At 63.7% G+C, this 14,919-nt stretch carries 17 protein-coding genes; 11 read left to right on the top strand and 6 right to left on the bottom strand.

From position 1 onward, the window contains the following. Positions 1–64 precede the first annotated feature (64 nt). The 5 genes from Q9295_RS10810 to Q9295_RS10830 all read left to right on the top strand — a co-directional run bounded on the left by Q9295_RS10810 (position 65) and on the right by Q9295_RS10830 (position 4,139). Positions 65–1,099 carry a fatty acid desaturase gene (locus Q9295_RS10810; RefSeq protein ID WP_306680579.1) on the top strand — a complete coding sequence of 345 codons (1,035 nt, stop codon included), beginning with the start codon at positions 65–67 and terminating at the stop codon, positions 1,097–1,099. Between the two features lie 136 nt (positions 1,100–1,235). Further along, the gene (locus Q9295_RS10815; protein WP_306680580.1) at positions 1,236–1,697 is read left to right on the top strand and encodes a RidA family protein; all 462 of its coding nucleotides are present in this window, start codon (positions 1,236–1,238) and stop codon (positions 1,695–1,697) included. Further along, on the top strand, positions 1,694–2,479 hold the full coding sequence (locus tag Q9295_RS10820) for a glycerophosphodiester phosphodiesterase family protein (RefSeq protein ID WP_306680581.1): 786 nt from the start codon (positions 1,694–1,696) through the stop codon (positions 2,477–2,479). The genes Q9295_RS10815 and Q9295_RS10820 overlap by 4 nt, the downstream gene beginning before the upstream one ends. A gap of 111 nt (positions 2,480–2,590) precedes the next feature. Further along, a complete protein-coding gene (locus Q9295_RS10825; RefSeq protein ID WP_306680582.1) occupies positions 2,591–3,748 on the top strand; it encodes a GNAT family N-acetyltransferase in 1,158 nt (385 codons plus the stop codon). A gap of 16 nt (positions 3,749–3,764) precedes the next feature. Further along, the gene (locus Q9295_RS10830) at positions 3,765–4,139 is read left to right on the top strand and encodes a 4a-hydroxytetrahydrobiopterin dehydratase (RefSeq protein WP_306680583.1); all 375 of its coding nucleotides are present in this window, start codon (positions 3,765–3,767) and stop codon (positions 4,137–4,139) included. Positions 4,140–4,232: 93 nt separating this feature from the next. Here the strand turns inward: Q9295_RS10830 and Q9295_RS10835 are convergent, their stop codons facing one another. Further along, positions 4,233–4,721 (bottom strand): peroxiredoxin, encoded by a 489-nt coding sequence (locus Q9295_RS10835; protein ID WP_306680584.1) that lies wholly within the window; start codon positions 4,719–4,721, stop codon positions 4,233–4,235. A gap of 88 nt (positions 4,722–4,809) precedes the next feature. Between Q9295_RS10835 and Q9295_RS10840 the strand changes: the two genes are divergently transcribed. The 4 genes from Q9295_RS10840 to Q9295_RS10855 all read left to right on the top strand — a co-directional run bounded on the left by Q9295_RS10840 (position 4,810) and on the right by Q9295_RS10855 (position 9,442). Further along, positions 4,810–6,012, top strand: a complete 1,203-nt coding sequence (locus tag Q9295_RS10840; protein WP_373457456.1) for an NAD(P)/FAD-dependent oxidoreductase — start codon at positions 4,810–4,812, stop codon at positions 6,010–6,012. Further along, complete coding sequence (gene rsmD / locus Q9295_RS10845) at positions 6,009–6,587, top strand: 16S rRNA (guanine(966)-N(2))-methyltransferase RsmD (RefSeq protein WP_306680585.1); 579 nt, start codon at positions 6,009–6,011, stop codon at positions 6,585–6,587. Before Q9295_RS10840 ends, rsmD begins: the two co-directional genes overlap by 4 nt. A 26-nt stretch (positions 6,588–6,613) precedes the next feature. Further along, a complete protein-coding gene (locus Q9295_RS10850) occupies positions 6,614–7,279 on the top strand; it encodes an HAD family hydrolase (RefSeq protein ID WP_306680586.1) in 666 nt (221 codons plus the stop codon). A gap of 135 nt (positions 7,280–7,414) precedes the next feature. After that, positions 7,415–9,442, top strand: coding sequence for an NADPH-dependent 2,4-dienoyl-CoA reductase (locus Q9295_RS10855; RefSeq protein WP_306680587.1), 2,028 nt, complete (start codon positions 7,415–7,417; stop codon positions 9,440–9,442). A 65-nt stretch (positions 9,443–9,507) separates the two neighbouring features. Here the strand turns inward: Q9295_RS10855 and Q9295_RS10860 are convergent, their stop codons facing one another. Beyond that, positions 9,508–9,822: an EF-hand domain-containing protein gene (locus Q9295_RS10860; protein ID WP_306680588.1), complete on the bottom strand. Its 315-nt coding sequence runs from the start codon at positions 9,820–9,822 to the stop codon at positions 9,508–9,510. A gap of 310 nt (positions 9,823–10,132) precedes the next feature. On the opposite strand from Q9295_RS10860, the gene Q9295_RS10865 reads away from it, so the two are divergent. Next, on the top strand, positions 10,133–11,038 hold the full coding sequence (locus Q9295_RS10865) for a LysR family transcriptional regulator (protein ID WP_306680589.1): 906 nt from the start codon (positions 10,133–10,135) through the stop codon (positions 11,036–11,038). A gap of 89 nt (positions 11,039–11,127) precedes the next feature. On the opposite strand, the gene Q9295_RS10870 is transcribed toward Q9295_RS10865, so the two are convergent. From Q9295_RS10870 to Q9295_RS10880, 3 genes are read right to left on the bottom strand one after another with little or no spacing between them, the layout of a single operon-like run. After that, positions 11,128–12,120 (bottom strand): OmpA family protein, encoded by a 993-nt coding sequence (locus Q9295_RS10870; RefSeq protein WP_306680590.1) that lies wholly within the window; start codon positions 12,118–12,120, stop codon positions 11,128–11,130. A gap of 4 nt (positions 12,121–12,124) precedes the next feature. Continuing rightward, on the bottom strand, positions 12,125–12,832 hold the full coding sequence (locus tag Q9295_RS10875; RefSeq protein WP_306680666.1) for a GNAT family N-acetyltransferase: 708 nt from the start codon (positions 12,830–12,832) through the stop codon (positions 12,125–12,127). 8 nt (positions 12,833–12,840) lie between these two features. Further along, the gene (locus Q9295_RS10880; protein ID WP_306680591.1) at positions 12,841–13,560 is read right to left on the bottom strand and encodes a competence/damage-inducible protein A; all 720 of its coding nucleotides are present in this window, start codon (positions 13,558–13,560) and stop codon (positions 12,841–12,843) included. Between the two features lie 126 nt (positions 13,561–13,686). Here Q9295_RS10880 and map point away from each other — a divergent pair, with 126 nt between their 5' ends. Further along, positions 13,687–14,496 carry a type I methionyl aminopeptidase gene (gene map, locus Q9295_RS10885; RefSeq protein ID WP_306680592.1) on the top strand — a complete coding sequence of 270 codons (810 nt, stop codon included), beginning with the start codon at positions 13,687–13,689 and terminating at the stop codon, positions 14,494–14,496. Positions 14,497–14,542: 46 nt separating this feature from the next. Here the strand turns inward: map and Q9295_RS10890 are convergent, their stop codons facing one another. After that, on the bottom strand, positions 14,543–14,917 hold the full coding sequence (locus tag Q9295_RS10890) for a hypothetical protein (RefSeq protein WP_306680593.1): 375 nt from the start codon (positions 14,915–14,917) through the stop codon (positions 14,543–14,545). Positions 14,918–14,919 lie beyond the last annotated feature (2 nt).

A 14,919-nucleotide genomic window follows, 5' to 3' on the forward strand; every position in this document is an offset into this window, starting at 1 on the left:
GCGCAGATGATCCAAGGCAGGCGCAACGACAACGGGCCGACCCGGCTCTGATCAACAGGCTTACATGACTGATTCCTCTGCTTTGAATTCCGCCCAAAAATCGGCCCGCGAATGGCTCAGCACGCTGGCCCGCTACCGTGAACCCTCGACCCGCCGCAGCCTGTTCGAGCTGGCTGCCACCTTGGTGCCCTTCTTGGCACTTTGGGTACTGGCTTGGATGGCACTTTCGGTCAGCCCTTGGCTGGCACTCGCAGTCGCGGTGCTGAACGGCGGCTTTTTGGTGCGGATTTTCATCATCCAGCATGATTGCGGCCACGGCTCTTTTCTGGCCAACCGTCGCGCGCAAGATTGGGTTGGGCGCATCCTTGGCGTGCTGACGCTGACGCCCTATGCCGTCTGGCGCCGCTGCCATTCGATCCACCACGCCACCCATGGCAACCTTGACCAGCGCGGCATCGGCGATGTGCTGACCCTCACGGTCGAGGAATACCGCGCGCGCTCACGCTTTGGTCGGCTGATGTACCGGATCTACCGCCACCCGGTGGTGCTCTTCGTGCTGGGGCCAAGCTACCTCTTCATCTTGCAAAACCGCCTGCCGATGGGGCTGATGAAATCGGGCTGGCGCTATTGGACCTCGGCTATGGGCACCAATGCGATGATCGGCATCGCGGTCGGGCTGATCATCTGGTTCGGCGGGCTCGCGCCGGTGCTCTTGATCCTGCTGCCGACCTCGGTGATCGCCGCCACCATCGGCGTCTGGCTCTTCTACGTCCAGCACCAGTTCGAAGACACCCATTGGGCCAAGGCAGAGGATTGGCAGCTGCACCATGCCGCACTTGAGGGCAGCTCGCATTACGTCCTGCCGCAACCTCTGCGCTGGCTGTCGGGCAATATCGGCATCCACCATGTGCACCACCTTTACTCTCGCATCCCCTTCTACCGGCTGTCGGAAGTTTTGCGCGATCACCGCGAGCTGGCCGAGGCCAAGCGCCTCACCATCCTGGAAAGCATCCGCAATGCGCGCCTGCATCTCTGGGATGAGGCCGAGGGCCGCCTGACCTCTTTCGCCGAGGCACGCCAACGCTATGGCATCGCCTAAGCCTTTGAGAGGCATCACAATCTGACAAGGGCCGCCGCAAAACCTGCGCGCGGCCCTTCTTCTTTGCCGCCGCGCCTTTGCCCCGCTTGCCCGGACCCGCCGCCCTCGCTAGGGTCAGGGCCATAGGAGAACCCATATGTCCGATATCGAATCCCGCTTGGCCGAGCTTGGCGTCACTTTGCCCGACGCTCCGGCCCCCGCCGCCAACTATGTGCCCTTCGTCACCGTGGGCAATCTGGTCCATATTTCGGGCCAAATCTCGCAAGATGAAAACGGCATGATCAAAGGCCGCCTCGGCGATGATATGAGCATCGAAGACGGCGCTGCCGCCGCCAAACGCTGCGCCATCTCGCTGCTCGCCCAGCTGAAAAAAGCTGCCGGAGGCGATCTGTCGCGCGTCTCCCGCGCCGTCAAACTGACCGCATTTGTCAATTCGACCCCGGATTTCCTGGACCAGCCGAAAGTGGTCAATGGTGCGTCGGACTTCCTCGTCGCCGCTTTGGGCGATGCGGGCCGTCACGCCCGCTCCGCCGTCTCGGCAGCCTCGCTGCCCTTCGGCGTTGCCGTTGAAATCGAAGGCATTTTTGAGCTGAAATGATGCAAGAACCCCGGAGAACCCCGCTTCCCTCCGGGTTTCTGACCCGGCCCATCGCCCATCGCGCTTTGCATGATCGGGCGGCGGGCCGGATTGAAAATTCCCCCGCCGCGATCCGCGCCGCCATCGCGCATGGCTACGCGATCGAGATCGACCTACAGCTCAGCCGCGACGGCGTGGCGATGGTCTTTCATGATGAAACGCTTGAGCGGCTGACGGATGAGACCGGCTTCGTCTCCGAACGCAGCGCGACGGAGCTCGGCCAAATCCGCCTCAAAGACAGCAGCGAGAACATCCCAACGCTCACCGAAGTGCTCAAGATCGTCGCGGGCCAAGTGCCGCTTCTTATTGAAATCAAAGACCAAAGCCTTGTGATGGGCCCGACCGATGGCAGGCTTGAGGCCGCCACCGCCAAGGCGCTCGCAGCTTACACGGGCGAAGTCGCGCTCATGTCCTTCAACCCCGCCTGCATCTACCATCTGGCCAAACTCGCGCCCAATCTGCCGCGCGGCCTCACCACCGCCGCCTATGACGAAGAAAGCTGGGCGCCGCTGCCGCCTGAGGCTTGCGAGCATTTCCGCGCCATCCCGGATTACGACGCCACCCTCTCCAGCTTCATCAGCCATGAAGCCGCCGATCTCGCTTCCCCCCGCGTGGCCGAACTCAAAGCCAGCGGTGCCGATATCCTATGCTGGACCATCCGCTCCGCCGCCGAGGAAACCAAAGCCCGGGCCGTTGCGCAAAACGTCACCTTCGAAGGCTACCTCTCGCCCCTTCCCGCCTAATCCGCCAAGCCGCCCCCATTTTCTGTCTGCCAAATATCCTGCGGGGGTGCGGGGGCGCAAAGCCCCCGCCGAAAACAACCGCCTCCGGCTCCCCAAAGGACCACGCCCGGAATGAGTGACCCAGCCGCGCAAATCACCCTCCTCGACAGCCTGACCGAGATCTCAGCCGCCGAATGGGACGCGATGGCCGCACCAGAACAGACGAGCGGCCGCCCCGAAGACCCTTTCACCACCCACCGTTTCCTCCTCGCCCTCGAGACCTCCGGCTCCACCGGCAAAGGCACCGGCTGGCTGCCGAAACCCTTGATCTTGCAGCAAAACGGCAAACCCTCCGCCGCCTTGCCAATGTTCGTGAAAACCCACAGCCAAGGCGAATATATCTTCGACCACTCTTGGGCGGACGCCTATAGCCGCGCCGGCGGGCAATATTACCCCAAACTGCAGGTCGCCGCCCCCTTCACCCCGGTCCCCGGCCGCCGCTTCCTTGGACCAGACGCTTTCCGCAAGCCCCTCGCCTCCGCCGCCGTGGCCCTGACGGAGGGCAACGGCCTCTCCTCACTGCACATCACCTTCTGCACCCCCGAAGAGGCCCGCGACCTTGCCGGCCACGAAACCCTTCTTCACCGCATAACTCACCAATATCACTGGCAAAACAACGGCTACGCCTCTTACGAAGACTTCCTCTCCGACCTCTCCAGCCGCAAACGCAAAGCCCTGCGCAAAGAGCGCCAAAGCGCCACCTCTGCCGGCCTCACCATCCGCGCCCTCACCGGCGACGCGATCGAGCCGCAGCATTGGGACGCCTTCTGGGCTTTCTACCAAGACACCGGCGCGCGCAAATGGGGCCGGCCCTATCTCACCCGCACCGCTTTTGACGCTCTCCACGCCACGATGCGGCAAGACATGCTCTTGGTCCTCGCCTTTGACGGCGAACGCCCCATCGCCGGCGCCCTCAATTTCATCGGCAGATCGGCGCTTTACGGCCGCTATTGGGGCGCCATCGAAGACCACCCAGCACTGCATTTCGAACTTTGCTACCATCAGGCCATCGACTGGGCCATCGCCCATGGCCTGCAACGGGTCGAAGCCGGCGCGCAGGGCGATCACAAACTCGCCCGCGGCTATCTGCCGGTTGAGACCCATTCGCTGCACTACATCACCGACCCGGGTTTCCGCCGCGCCGTGGCCGACTACCTCACGCAAGAATCCCGCGCCGTCACCGAAGAGATCGCCGCCCTCGCCAGCTACGGCCCCTTCCGCCAATCCTAAATGTCCCGGAGCCCCAATGCCCGCATCTAAACTCACCGAGGCCGAACGCCAAACCGCCCTGCCCCCCTTGGCCGAAACTGGCTGGGCCGCGATCCCAAACCAAGATGCAATTCGCAAGATCCTGAAATTCAAAAGCTTCTCCGAGGCTTGGGCCTTCATGACCCGCACAGCCCTCCGCGCCGAAAAGACCAACCACCACCCCGAATGGTCCAACAGCTACAATGTCGTCGACATCACCCTGACCACGCATTCCTGCCAAGGCCTCAGCCAACTCGACATCGACCTCGCCACATTCATCGACAAGATCACCCCCCAAGCCGAGGTCCAGCGCAACCACGGCGAGCCGGTCTCCTCGCTCTGCCAAGCCCGTTACGCCACCCGCCAAGCCTAAAAAAGCCGCGCCCATAGACGCGGCCTTTCTCATTTTCTGCCCCTAAATATCCTCAGGGGGTCTGGGGGCAGAATGCCCCCAGCGCCGGCCAGCTCAAAGCTGCGCCAACAGTGCTTCACCGCCCGAAATCTCACAAACCCCAGCCGATTCTTCCAAGTTCAAGAACTTGACCACACCATCCTCGGCATAAAGCGAATAGCGCTTGGAGCGGTCGATGAAGCCAATCGCCGGCACGGAAAATTCCATCCCCACAGCCTTGGTGAAAGACGAATCCGCATCCGCCAGCATCGTGATCCCAGCCGCCGCAGCGCCGGTATCCTTGCCCCAAGCCTGCATCACAAACGCATCATTGACCGAAACGCAGATCACCTCATCCACGCCTTTTTCGGCCAAAGCCGCGCGCACCCGCATGAAGCTTGGCACATGCGCGGTCGAGCAGGTGCCGGTATAGGCCCCCGGCAGACCGAAAATCACCACTTTGCGCCCGGCCAGCTTATCGGCCAGCGCCACCGCCTCGGGACCATTTGCCCCCACTTGCGACAGGGTGGCCGCGGGCAGCTTCTCTCCGACTGCAATCGTCATTTTCGTCTTCCTTTCCTCAGGGCCCGCATTGCGCGGGATGCCCCACGGTTATAGGGTCAGCCCCGCGCTTTGCCAGAGGGGGAATGTGATGCGGGTGGTGATCGTCGGTGCCGGTCAAGCAGGGGCCGCGCTCGCGGCAAAACTGCGGGCCTTGGGCCATACGGGTGAGATCGTGATGATCGGCGATGAGCCCTCTCCCCCCTATCAGCGCCCGCCTTTGTCCAAGGCCTATCTCCTTGGCGAGATGGAAGAAGAGCGTCTCTGGCTGCGCTCGGCCGAGTTCTATGCCGAGAACAATATCACTCTGCGCCTGGGCCAAAAGGTCACCGCCATCTCACCCGCCGCGAAGACCGTGACCTTGGGCGATGAGGTCCTCTCTTACGACCATCTTGCCCTCACCACCGGCTCCACCCCGCGCATTCTGCCCGCTGCCATGGGCGGCACTCTGCAAGGCGTCTATGCCGTGCGCACTTTGGCGGATGTCGATGCGATGCGGGGCGAGTTCCAGCCCGGTCGCCGCGCCGTCATCGTCGGCGGCGGCTATATCGGGCTTGAGGCGGCTGCTGTCGCCGCGAAACTCGGCGTCCATGCCACCGTGTTGGAGATGGCCCCTCGCATCTTGCAACGCGTGGCCGCACCCGAAACCTCGGCCTATGTCGCCGCCCTCCACCGCAGCCACGGCGTTGAAATCTTGGAAGAAACCGGCCTCGACCGGCTCTTGGGTGAAACCCGCGTCACCGGCGTGCTGCTCGCCAATGGCACCGAACTTCCAGCCGATTTCGTCATCACCGGCGTTGGCATCCTACCCAACGACCAACTCGCCGCCGCAGCCGGCCTTACCATCAACAACGGCATCGAGACCGACGCCCAAGGCCGCACCTCTGACCCTGCGATCTGGTCGGCCGGCGATTGCGCCTCCTTCCCCTATCGCGGCAGCCGCATCCGGCTGGAATCCGTCGGCAATGCCATAGATCAGGCTGAGACCGTCGCCGCCAATATCCTCGGGCAAGGCAAAGACTACCAAGCCAAACCTTGGTTCTGGTCCGACCAGTTTGACCTCAAACTGCAAATCGCCGGGCTCAACTCCGGTTATGACCGCATCGTGACCCGCCCGAGCGAAGGCGCCTCGGTCTCTTTCTGGTACTATCGTGGCGACGAACTCCTCGCCGTCGATGCAATGAATGACCCGCGCGCCTATATGGTCGGCAAGCGCTTGATCGAGGCTGGAAAATCCCCCTCGCCAGAGCTGCTCGCCCAGACCCCCGAACTTAAGGATCTCTTGAAAGCATGAGGATCATCGGCGGTGCCAGACGCGGGCTGATCTTGGCCGATGTGGGAGCCGGAGACGCCGCCGCACATTTGCGGCCCACCTCAGACCGGGTGCGCGAATCCATCTTCAACCTCTTGATTAACGGCGGCCACACCGGCCCATCGGGCGGCAATCCCGTCACCGGTGCGCGGGTCTTGGACCTTTTCGCCGGCACCGGCGCCTTGGGGCTTGAGGCTTTGTCACGCGGTGCCAGCCGCATCGCTTTCGTCGATGACGGCACCGCCGCCCGCGCCCTCCTGCGCAGCAATATCGAGAAGATGCAGGCGATGGGCAGCACCGATGTCTGGCGCCGCGATGCCACCAAGCTCGGCCCCAATCGCGGCCCGGGCTATGACCTCATCTTCCTCGACCCGCCTTACGGCAAAGCCTTGGGCGAGGCCGCTTTGGCCTCGGCCATAGCCGGAAACTGGCTCAGCCCCGGCGCGCTTGTGGTCTGGGAGGAAGGCACGCCCCCCCTGCCCCCCGAAGGCTTCGCCCAACTCGACCAGCGCAAATACGGCGACACTTTCGTCACGCTTCTGCGCGCCCCCGGCTGACCCGCAAAGTCTCGAAGGATCCCGCCATGCCCCTGCCCCAGCCGCCGAAAGCGGTGATCTTCGATTGCGACGGCGTGCTCGTGGACAGCGAGGGCCCGACCTTCGCGCTGCTCCTCACGAACCTCGCCCAACACGGCCTGCCACTGACGCTCCACGCACTTGAGACCGACTACATCGGCGGCACGATTGAGACCGTCGCCACCCGCGCCCGCGCCGCCGGCGCCAATCTGCCAACAACTTGGGTCGCCGATTTCTACACCGAGATGTATGCGATGCTCGCCAATGGCACCCCGCTGATGGCAGGCGTGCCCGGCCTTCTAGACCGGCTCGACGCGGCCAAGATCCCCTTTGCCGTCGCCTCCAACGGCTCTTCACAAAAGATGCAGATCACCCTTGGCCAGCACGGGCTCTTGCCGCGCTTCCGCGCCGCGCTCTCCGGCCCCGAGATCGGCGCCCCAAAGCCCGCCCCCGATGTGTTCCTTGCCGCCGCAAAGGCGTGCGGAGCCGCCCCGGCTGAGTGCGTGGTGATCGAAGACAGCCCCACCGGCGCCCGTGCCGCCCTCGCCGCCCATATCCCCTGCCTCGGCTACGCCCCGCATGGCCCCGACACTGCCACCGCCAAAGCCCTCACAGACCTCAACATCCCGCTTTTCCACAGCATGGATGACCTCCCCCGCCTCCTCACCCTCTGACCCATTTTCTGTCCAAAAATATCCCACGGGGGTCCGGGGGTGTGAAACCCCCGGCCGCCATCCGCCCCCTGACGCCGCGTCCCAGATGACAGCCCCCGCGCCCTTCGCCATGCTCATCCGCAAGGGAGATCGCCAATGACCAGCCATCCAAACCTGCTCAGACCACTGCAGATCGGCAGCCGCACCTTGCGCAATCGCAGCCTGATGGGGTCGATGCATACCGGGCTTGAGGAGACCGGCGACTGGTCCCGCGTCGCCGCTTTCTATGCCGCCCGCGCCAAGGGCGGCGCTGGCCTGATCGTCACCGGCGGCATGGCGCCCAATGCCGAAGGCGGCGTCTTCCCCGGGGCGGCTGGACTTTTCTCCGACCAAGACATCGCCAATCATCGCCGCGTCACCGATGCCGTCCATGCCGAAGGCGGGCTCATCGCCATGCAAATCCTGCATGCGGGCCGCTACGCCTATTCGCCGCATTGCGTCGCCCCTTCGGCGATCAAATCGCCAATCTCGCCCTTCCCGCCGCAAGAGCTGGATGAGGACGGCATCGAGAAACAGATCCAAGACATCGCCACCGCCGCCGCCCGCGCCATCATCGCCGGCTATGACGGGGTCGAGATCATGGGCTCCGAGGGCTATTTCCTCAATCAATTCCTCGTCACCCATACCAACCGTCGCCAAGACCGCTGGGGTGGGAGTTTCGAGAACCGCATGCGGCTTCCCCTTGAAGTGGTGCGCCGCGCCCGCGCCGCCAGCGGCCCCGATCCGATCCTGATCTTTCGGCTCTCGCTCATCGACCTCATCCCCGATGGCTCTACATGGAACGAAGTGATCCAACTCGCCAAAGCCGTCGAAGCGGCCGGCGCCAGCCTCATCAACACCGGCATCGGCTGGCATGAGGCGCGGGTGCCCACCATCGCCACCTCGGTCCCGCGCGCCGCTTTCGCCGATCTCACCGCCAAACTCCGCGCTGAGGTGAGCCTCCCGGTCATCACCTCCAACCGCATCAACACCCCCGATGTGGCCGAAGAGATCCTCAGCGCGGGCCAAGCCGATATGGTCTCGATGGCGCGGCCTTGGCTGGCCGATCCCGATTTCATCGCCAAGACCATGGCCGGACGCAGCGCCGATATCGCGCCCTGCATCGCCTGCAATCAGGCCTGCCTTGACCATACGTTCTCGGGCAAGCTCACCTCTTGTCTCGTGAACCCGCGCGCCTGCCATGAGACCGAACTGCGGCTTGCCCCCACCGACCAGCCCAAACGCATCGCCATTGTCGGCGCAGGCCCCGCCGGCATGGCCGCCGCCATCGCCTGCGCCGAGCGCGGCCACAAAGTCTCGCTCTTTGAGGCCTCAGACAAGCCCGGAGGCCAGTTGCATCTGGCCGCAACCATCCCCGGCAAAGAGGAATTCAAGGGCTTGATCGACTGGTTCACGGGCCAGCTTGCCCATCCCAACATCACCCTGCACCTCAACACCAAAGCCACTCCGGCCCTTCTTGCAGGCTTTGACGAGAGGATCATCGCCACCGGCGTCACCCCGCGCGATCCCGCGATCCCTACGGAAACCGTCCCCGATGCCCCGCAAGTGCTTTCTTATATTGATGTGCTAAAGGGCGCAGCCGTTGGGGAGAGAGTTGCAATCATCGGCGCGGGCGGCATCGGTTTTGACGTCGCCGAATACCTTGTGCATCACGGCACCAGCCCCAGCCTCGACAACGCCCTTTGGCGCCGCGAATGGGGTGTGGTGCCAAGCTGGCAGGCGCGCGGCGGCCTTACCACCCCCGCCCCCGAAGCCCCCGCCCGGCAGGTCTGGCTCTTGCAACGCAAGCCCGAGAAACCCGGCCGCCGCCTGGGCAAAACCACCGGCTGGATCCACCGCGCCACCCTTGCCGCCAAGGATGTGCAGATGATCGGCGGGGTGAATTACGAGCGCATCGACGCCCAAGGCCTCCATCTCAGCCACGGCCCGGCGCGCGAGCGTCCCGAGATCCTTGCCGTCGACACCGTGGTGCTTTGCACGGGCCAAAACCCCGCCCGTGATCTGGCGGAAAGCCTCAGCGCGCAAGGGCTGACCCTGCATCTCATCGGCGGCGCAGATGTTGCGGCCGAATTGGATGCCAAACGCGCCATCGATCAGGCGACCCGCCTCGCAACCACGCTCTGAAACGCGAAAAGGGGCCGGGCGAGACGCCCGACCCCTTCCACAAGGCAAAGACGAGATCCCGAGCCTTAGCCCGCGTTGCCGGCTTCGCCGTCTTTCTTCTCGTCAGCATTGCCGTTCTTGTTCTCTTTCAGAACGCTTTGCTGCTCCCATGCCGACTTCAGCTCATCTTCGCTGACGAAACCATCGGCATCGACATCGATGACCTTATAGTCGTCATCGCTCAGCTCGACCCAGACCACCCGCAGATCTTCGACGGTGTAGCGACCATCGCCGTCGCTATCGACAACCACCGGCATGGTGTTCACCACCACGGTTTCCTGAGCCAAAGCCGGGCCAGCCAACAAAGCCACAGCGGTCAAGGTCAATGAAAGGCGCTTCATGATATCTTCCTTATCTTATCCAGTAGGGAGGAACGGCTTGGCCCAATGCGGGCCGCCCCGTCGGTGACGCGCCGTTCCCATGCAGAGCTTGCCGATTGCGCACCGGCAGGCTTTGCGTGGAAATTGCAGGAGGATGAACTGGAGGCGACGCAGAACGTTCCCAATAGATCACATGTTCAAACCTTCATCGGCGTTTCCTTGCCTTCAACGATCCGCCGAATTACCCCGGATAGGTCGCGTGTCTGCCGCGATCCCGCCTGATTCCGGCGGCAAAAGGGGCCGACGCCGACCAGAATGCTTGGGGAGACCGATGGACCGACTGACCGAAATGGAAGCCTTCGCCACCGTGGTGGATCAAGGCGGCTTCACGGACGCGGCCAAAAAGATGGGCATCTCGAAATCTGCGGTTTCGAAACATGTCTCGGCCCTTGAGGCCCGGCTCGGCGCACGGCTTTTGAACCGGACCACCCGGCGGGTCAGCCCGACCGAGATTGGACTGGCCTATTACGACCGCGCCCGCCGGGTTTTGAACGATGCAGGCGAGGCGGATGCCTTGGTGACATCGATGCAATCGGCGCCTTCGGGCCTTTTGCGGATTTCCGTGGCCACAGATTTTGGGGTGAACCTGCTGTCGCCAATCTTGGGCGAGTTTTTGCTGGAATATCCGGACATTACGGTGAACATGGTCCTCAACAACCGCTATGTTGAGCTGATCAGCGAAGGGTTCGACATGGCGATCCGGGTTGGAGACCTGGAAGATTCCAGCCTGCGCGCCCGCAAGCTGACCGAGACCAGCAAGCGCATGATCGCCAGCCCCGCCTATTTCCAGAAATACGGCCGGCCTGTCAAAATCGACGATCTGAACGAACATAAGCTTTTGCACTATTCCAACCAAGCCAATGGCAATGTGTGGAAAGTGACCGCGCCCTCGGGCGAAAAGCGGCAGGTGCGCTCGAATGGCTGGCTGACGGTGAATGACGGCCAAAGCCTTCTGAATGCGGCGATCTCCGGCCTTGGAATCGCCTATCTGCCCAGCTTCCTTTTCGCCGATGCTTTGCGCCAAGAGCTGATTGAAGAGGCCATTCCCGGCCTTCCGGCTGAAATCCTTGGCATCTATGCCGTCTACCCGCCGGGTCGCTTCACCCAGCCGAAAGTGCGCGCCTTCATCGACTTTCTGGCCCGTCGTTTCATCGACAAAGGGCCGGACAATTGGTGAGCGGCCAAGCCTAATTTTGCGTGCCTAACGCCTGCATCCAACCTTGACCGGCCGCCTTCGCGCGCCGGTCTTTTTTTGAATTATAGGGGTTAGCGCGGCAGAACCGCCACGGCCTCAACCCGGCGATTGGCCGTGCGCCCGGCTTCCGTTTGGTTGCTCTGGCGCGGCGCCAAGGGGCCGACGCCCTCGGCCGAGACCTGCCCCGCCGCCACGCCATGCGCTTTCAGCAAAGCCTGCCGCACCGCCTGCGCGCGCTTTTTCGACAAAGCGATATTGCTCTCAAGCCCGCCGGAAATATCGGTATGGCCCACCAAGATCACCCCACGCGCCGGATCCTCGGCCAGCCATGCCGCCACTTCAGCAAGCGAGGCATAATCCCCCGCCTCCAAGGCCCCCGCGCCCGAGCCGAAGACCAAATCTTCAAGCACGGCCGAGCCTTTGCCCGACAAGGCCGCCGCGACATCGGCTGTCGGCGGCACAGGCGCCTCAACCGGCGCAGGCATTGGCACCAAGGGGACGGCACGGTCAGTCTCAGCCTCATCAGGCGCAGCCGCAACGGGGCCTTCTGCCAGCGGAGCGGGTGCCACCCTCGTCAGCTGGACAAAGCCATAGCCCTGCGAGCGGCTGATCAGAAGGTTGACCACCTCAGGCCCCTTGCGCGCCGCGATAAAGCGGAAATCGCCCAAGTCCACATGCATCCCTGGCTCGGGCATCACCTCGATGCCAAAGCGGAAATCAAAGCCGCCACAGGCGCGGCTTTCACAATCGAAAACCAGCGTGAAGCCTTGCGCTTCCAGCTGCGCCCGCAAAGGTTCGGCCAATTCGGTCAGCGCCATGCGCGGCGCATCCAGCTGCCAAGCCCGACGGTCCAATGCGCCCGTCACCCGCTCCACCGGCAACGCGCCGCCCGCAAAAACCCCCACCGGCAGCGCAAGACTGGCCGGGGCTTGGCTCAGGCTTTCTTGCCCTACAACCCGCGCCGGCATCGTCAGATCCAGCGCAAAAGTGGGACTGCCCAGCGCCATTAGCCCAGAGATGGCAAAAGAAAACAAAGGGTTCAAAGACACTGCCAGCCTGCGCATTGGATCAGCCTTTGCGATAATGATAGCGGCCCACCTCGACCATGCCCGCCTGCTCATAAAGTGCCCGCGCGGCAGAATTTCGCTCGGTCACCACCAAGGACAGGCTCTTGGCCCCCGCCTCTGCCGCCCAATTCGCCGCCGCCCGCAGCAGATGCCGCGCCAATCCGCGCCGACGATATGCGGGCCGCACCTCCAAAGCATGCAGCATCGCCACCCCGTCATGCAGCGCCACGAAAGCCGCGCCTGAGGGCCGATCCTCGATCCGCCCCAGCAAAGCCGCATGCGGCCCCTGCACCCGCGCCATCACCGCAACCCGCCCGGGGCCAATGCCCCCCTCGGCCCAAAGGCCCCGCGCCGCCTCCAAGGGCGGCCAATGCGGAAAGGCCGTCAGATAAGGCAACTCCCCGGTCAGGGCCGAGACCGGTGCCGCATAGGCCACCACCGGATCATGCAGCACAAAGCCCTCAGCCGCCAAAGCCGCATCCAAGGCCTGATCCACCGCCCCCCGCTCGGGGTAGATGGCAAACAAAGGCGCATCCATCGCCGCAATCGCCGCCTGCAATTCAGCCGCTGAAAACCCGGCCTCAGCCGTCGCCGCCGAGACCCGCTGCCCGCCGCCCGCGCCTTCGCGCAAGGTGAACGGCCCCAAAGCCACGCGCTTTTCAGCCGGCCAAGTGGCCTCCATCACCGCAGCCAAAGCGGCAGGCGACAGCCTGTCGCTCATCCGAAAAGCCGGTTCAGCTGCACCATCGCCTGCGAGATCATCGCCGGATCGGTGCCACGAATCACCAGATTGGTGCCATGCGCACCGTTCAGGTTGAACGGATAAGACCCCATCGAGAGGTCCGGATATTCCGCCGCCAACCGGCCAAACTCGGCGGCAATCTCCCCCTCGCCCCGCAGCACCCGCAGGGTCTGCGACAGCAATGGTGCGCCCCCGGTCAAGGTCGGCAGAACGCTGGCCAGCATCGCCTCAAAGATCTTCGGCACCCCGGCCATCACATGCACATTGCCGATCGAAAACCCCGGCGCGATCGAGACTGGATTGTCGATCAAAACCGCCCCATCTGGGATCCGCGCCATGCGTTGGCGTGCGGCGTTGAACTCTTGCCCTTGGCGGTCGTAATGCGCCTGCAACAAGGCCGCCGCATCGGCGCGCACCCCAATCGCCGCCCCCATCGCCTCGGCCACCGCATCGGCGGTGATGTCGTCATGGGTGGGGCCAATGCCGCCGCTGGTGAAGACATGGTCATGGCTTGCCGAAAAGGCCCGCACCGCCGCCACGATCTCGGCATGGGTATCGCCCACCACCCGCGCCTCGCGCAGATCAATGCCCACGCGGGTCAGCTCTTGCGCCAGATAATAAAGGTTGGAATCGCGGGTCCGCCCCGAAAGGATCTCATCCCCGATCACCAGCATTGCGCCCGTTGGATTGCCCATCACCTGCCCCTATCGCTCATTGGTCTCAGCTATAATCCTGCCGGGGCGTCAATCCAACCGCCCTCTGGCCATTCACCGCCTTTCTGCCTATGTAAGCCCCGTTCTAAGGCCCGAAAGGATCCTGCCATGAATGAGTCCCGCGCCCAAACCACCAAAGACGGCATCCGCATCTACCAAGAGGTGGATTTTGCCGGCATGGCCAAGGCGGGCCAATGCGCAGCCGAGATCCTTGATCTGGTCGCCCCCTTGGTCAAACCCGGCGTGACCACCGCCGTTCTGGATGATTTCATCCGAGACGAGATCGAGCGGCGCGGCGTGACCTCGGCCACCATTGGCTACAAGGGCTATCAGCACGCCTCCTGCATCTCGGTGAACCATGTGGTCTGCCACGGAATTCCGGGCGGCAAGGTGCTGCAAGACGGCGATATTCTCAACATCGACGTGACGGTGATCGTCGATGGCTGGTTCGGCGACACCTCGCGGATGTATGTGGCAGGCAGCCTACCGCGCAAGGCCGAGCGGCTGATCGAAGTCACCCATGAGGCGCTGATGCGCGGCATTGCCGCCGTGAAGCCGGGCAATACCTTTGGCGATATTGGCCATGCGATCCAAGAATACGTCGAGGCCAACCGCATGTCGGTGGTCCGTGATTTCTGCGGCCATGGCTTGGGGCTGGTGTTCCACGCCCCGCCGAACGTGCTGCACTACGGGCGCAAAGGCTCGGGCCCTGTCTTGGAAGAGGGCATGTTCTTCACCATCGAGCCGATGGTGAACCTTGGCCGGCCCGAGACCAAGGTCTTGGCCGATGACTGGACCGCCGTGACCCGCGACAAATCGCTCTCGGCGCAATATGAGCATTCGGTCGGCGTGACCGCCACGGGTTGCGAGATCTTCACCCTCTCGCCCAGCGGCAAGTTTTTCCGCACTTGGGAGTGACGATCAGGGGCCTGCGGGCCCCTTTTTGCTGTCCTCGCTGCGAAACCTAGCCCGCCGTCTCCAGACAATGCCGCCGGAACGCGCGTTTCAGCATGTCCAGCTCGGCCCGCAGCAGGTCAATCTCGGCACGCAGATCATCTTCCATCGGCACCCCGGTGATGATGGTGAAATGCGCCAAAGTTAGTTCGCCCTGACGGATCAAGAAGGTCTGCACCCCCTCGCTAAGAAGCTCCACCGGGATCGGCAGCTTCACCTCATAATCGCCCGACTGCCCCGGCACCGGGGTCACGACCAGCCCGGGCAGGCTGCGCTCCAGATGCAGCACCTGCAACTGAGGCACCACGGCTCCGGCTCCGGTCAGCACCCCCTGCCAGACCCCAGCGCGGATCCGCGTCTGCACCAGCTTTAGATTGTCTGGCATCG

It is taken from the genome of Pseudogemmobacter lacusdianii (assembly GCF_030848395.1).
Lineage (GTDB): Bacteria > Pseudomonadota > Alphaproteobacteria > Rhodobacterales > Rhodobacteraceae > Pseudogemmobacter > Pseudogemmobacter lacusdianii.

What these genes read in the sequence shown, in the direction of transcription:
- Q9295_RS10825 (WP_306680582.1), top strand. Translation starts at nt 2,591, where the DNA reads ATGAGTGACCCAGCCGCGCAAATCACCCTCCTCGACAGCCTGACCGAG.
- Q9295_RS10850 (WP_306680586.1), top strand. Translation starts at nt 6,614, where the DNA reads ATGCCCCTGCCCCAGCCGCCGAAAGCGGTGATCTTCGATTGCGACGGC.
- Q9295_RS10810 (WP_306680579.1), top strand. Translation starts at nt 65, where the DNA reads ATGACTGATTCCTCTGCTTTGAATTCCGCCCAAAAATCGGCCCGCGAA.
- Q9295_RS10830 (WP_306680583.1), top strand. Translation starts at nt 3,765, where the DNA reads ATGCCCGCATCTAAACTCACCGAGGCCGAACGCCAAACCGCCCTGCCC.
- Q9295_RS10855 (WP_306680587.1), top strand. Translation starts at nt 7,415, where the DNA reads ATGACCAGCCATCCAAACCTGCTCAGACCACTGCAGATCGGCAGCCGC.
- Q9295_RS10815 (WP_306680580.1), top strand. Translation starts at nt 1,236, where the DNA reads ATGTCCGATATCGAATCCCGCTTGGCCGAGCTTGGCGTCACTTTGCCC.
- map (WP_306680592.1), top strand. Translation starts at nt 13,687, where the DNA reads ATGAATGAGTCCCGCGCCCAAACCACCAAAGACGGCATCCGCATCTAC.
- Q9295_RS10835 (WP_306680584.1), bottom strand. Translation starts at nt 4,721, where the DNA reads ATGACGATTGCAGTCGGAGAGAAGCTGCCCGCGGCCACCCTGTCGCAA.
- Q9295_RS10820 (WP_306680581.1), top strand. Translation starts at nt 1,694, where the DNA reads ATGATGCAAGAACCCCGGAGAACCCCGCTTCCCTCCGGGTTTCTGACC.
- rsmD (WP_306680585.1), top strand. Translation starts at nt 6,009, where the DNA reads ATGAGGATCATCGGCGGTGCCAGACGCGGGCTGATCTTGGCCGATGTG.
- Q9295_RS10870 (WP_306680590.1), bottom strand. Translation starts at nt 12,120, where the DNA reads ATGCGCAGGCTGGCAGTGTCTTTGAACCCTTTGTTTTCTTTTGCCATC.
- Q9295_RS10860 (WP_306680588.1), bottom strand. Translation starts at nt 9,822, where the DNA reads ATGAAGCGCCTTTCATTGACCTTGACCGCTGTGGCTTTGTTGGCTGGC.
- Q9295_RS10840 (WP_373457456.1), top strand. Translation starts at nt 4,810, where the DNA reads ATGCGGGTGGTGATCGTCGGTGCCGGTCAAGCAGGGGCCGCGCTCGCG.
- Q9295_RS10880 (WP_306680591.1), bottom strand. Translation starts at nt 13,560, where the DNA reads ATGGGCAATCCAACGGGCGCAATGCTGGTGATCGGGGATGAGATCCTT.
- Q9295_RS10890 (WP_306680593.1), bottom strand. Translation starts at nt 14,917, where the DNA reads ATGCCAGACAATCTAAAGCTGGTGCAGACGCGGATCCGCGCTGGGGTC.
- Q9295_RS10865 (WP_306680589.1), top strand. Translation starts at nt 10,133, where the DNA reads ATGGACCGACTGACCGAAATGGAAGCCTTCGCCACCGTGGTGGATCAA.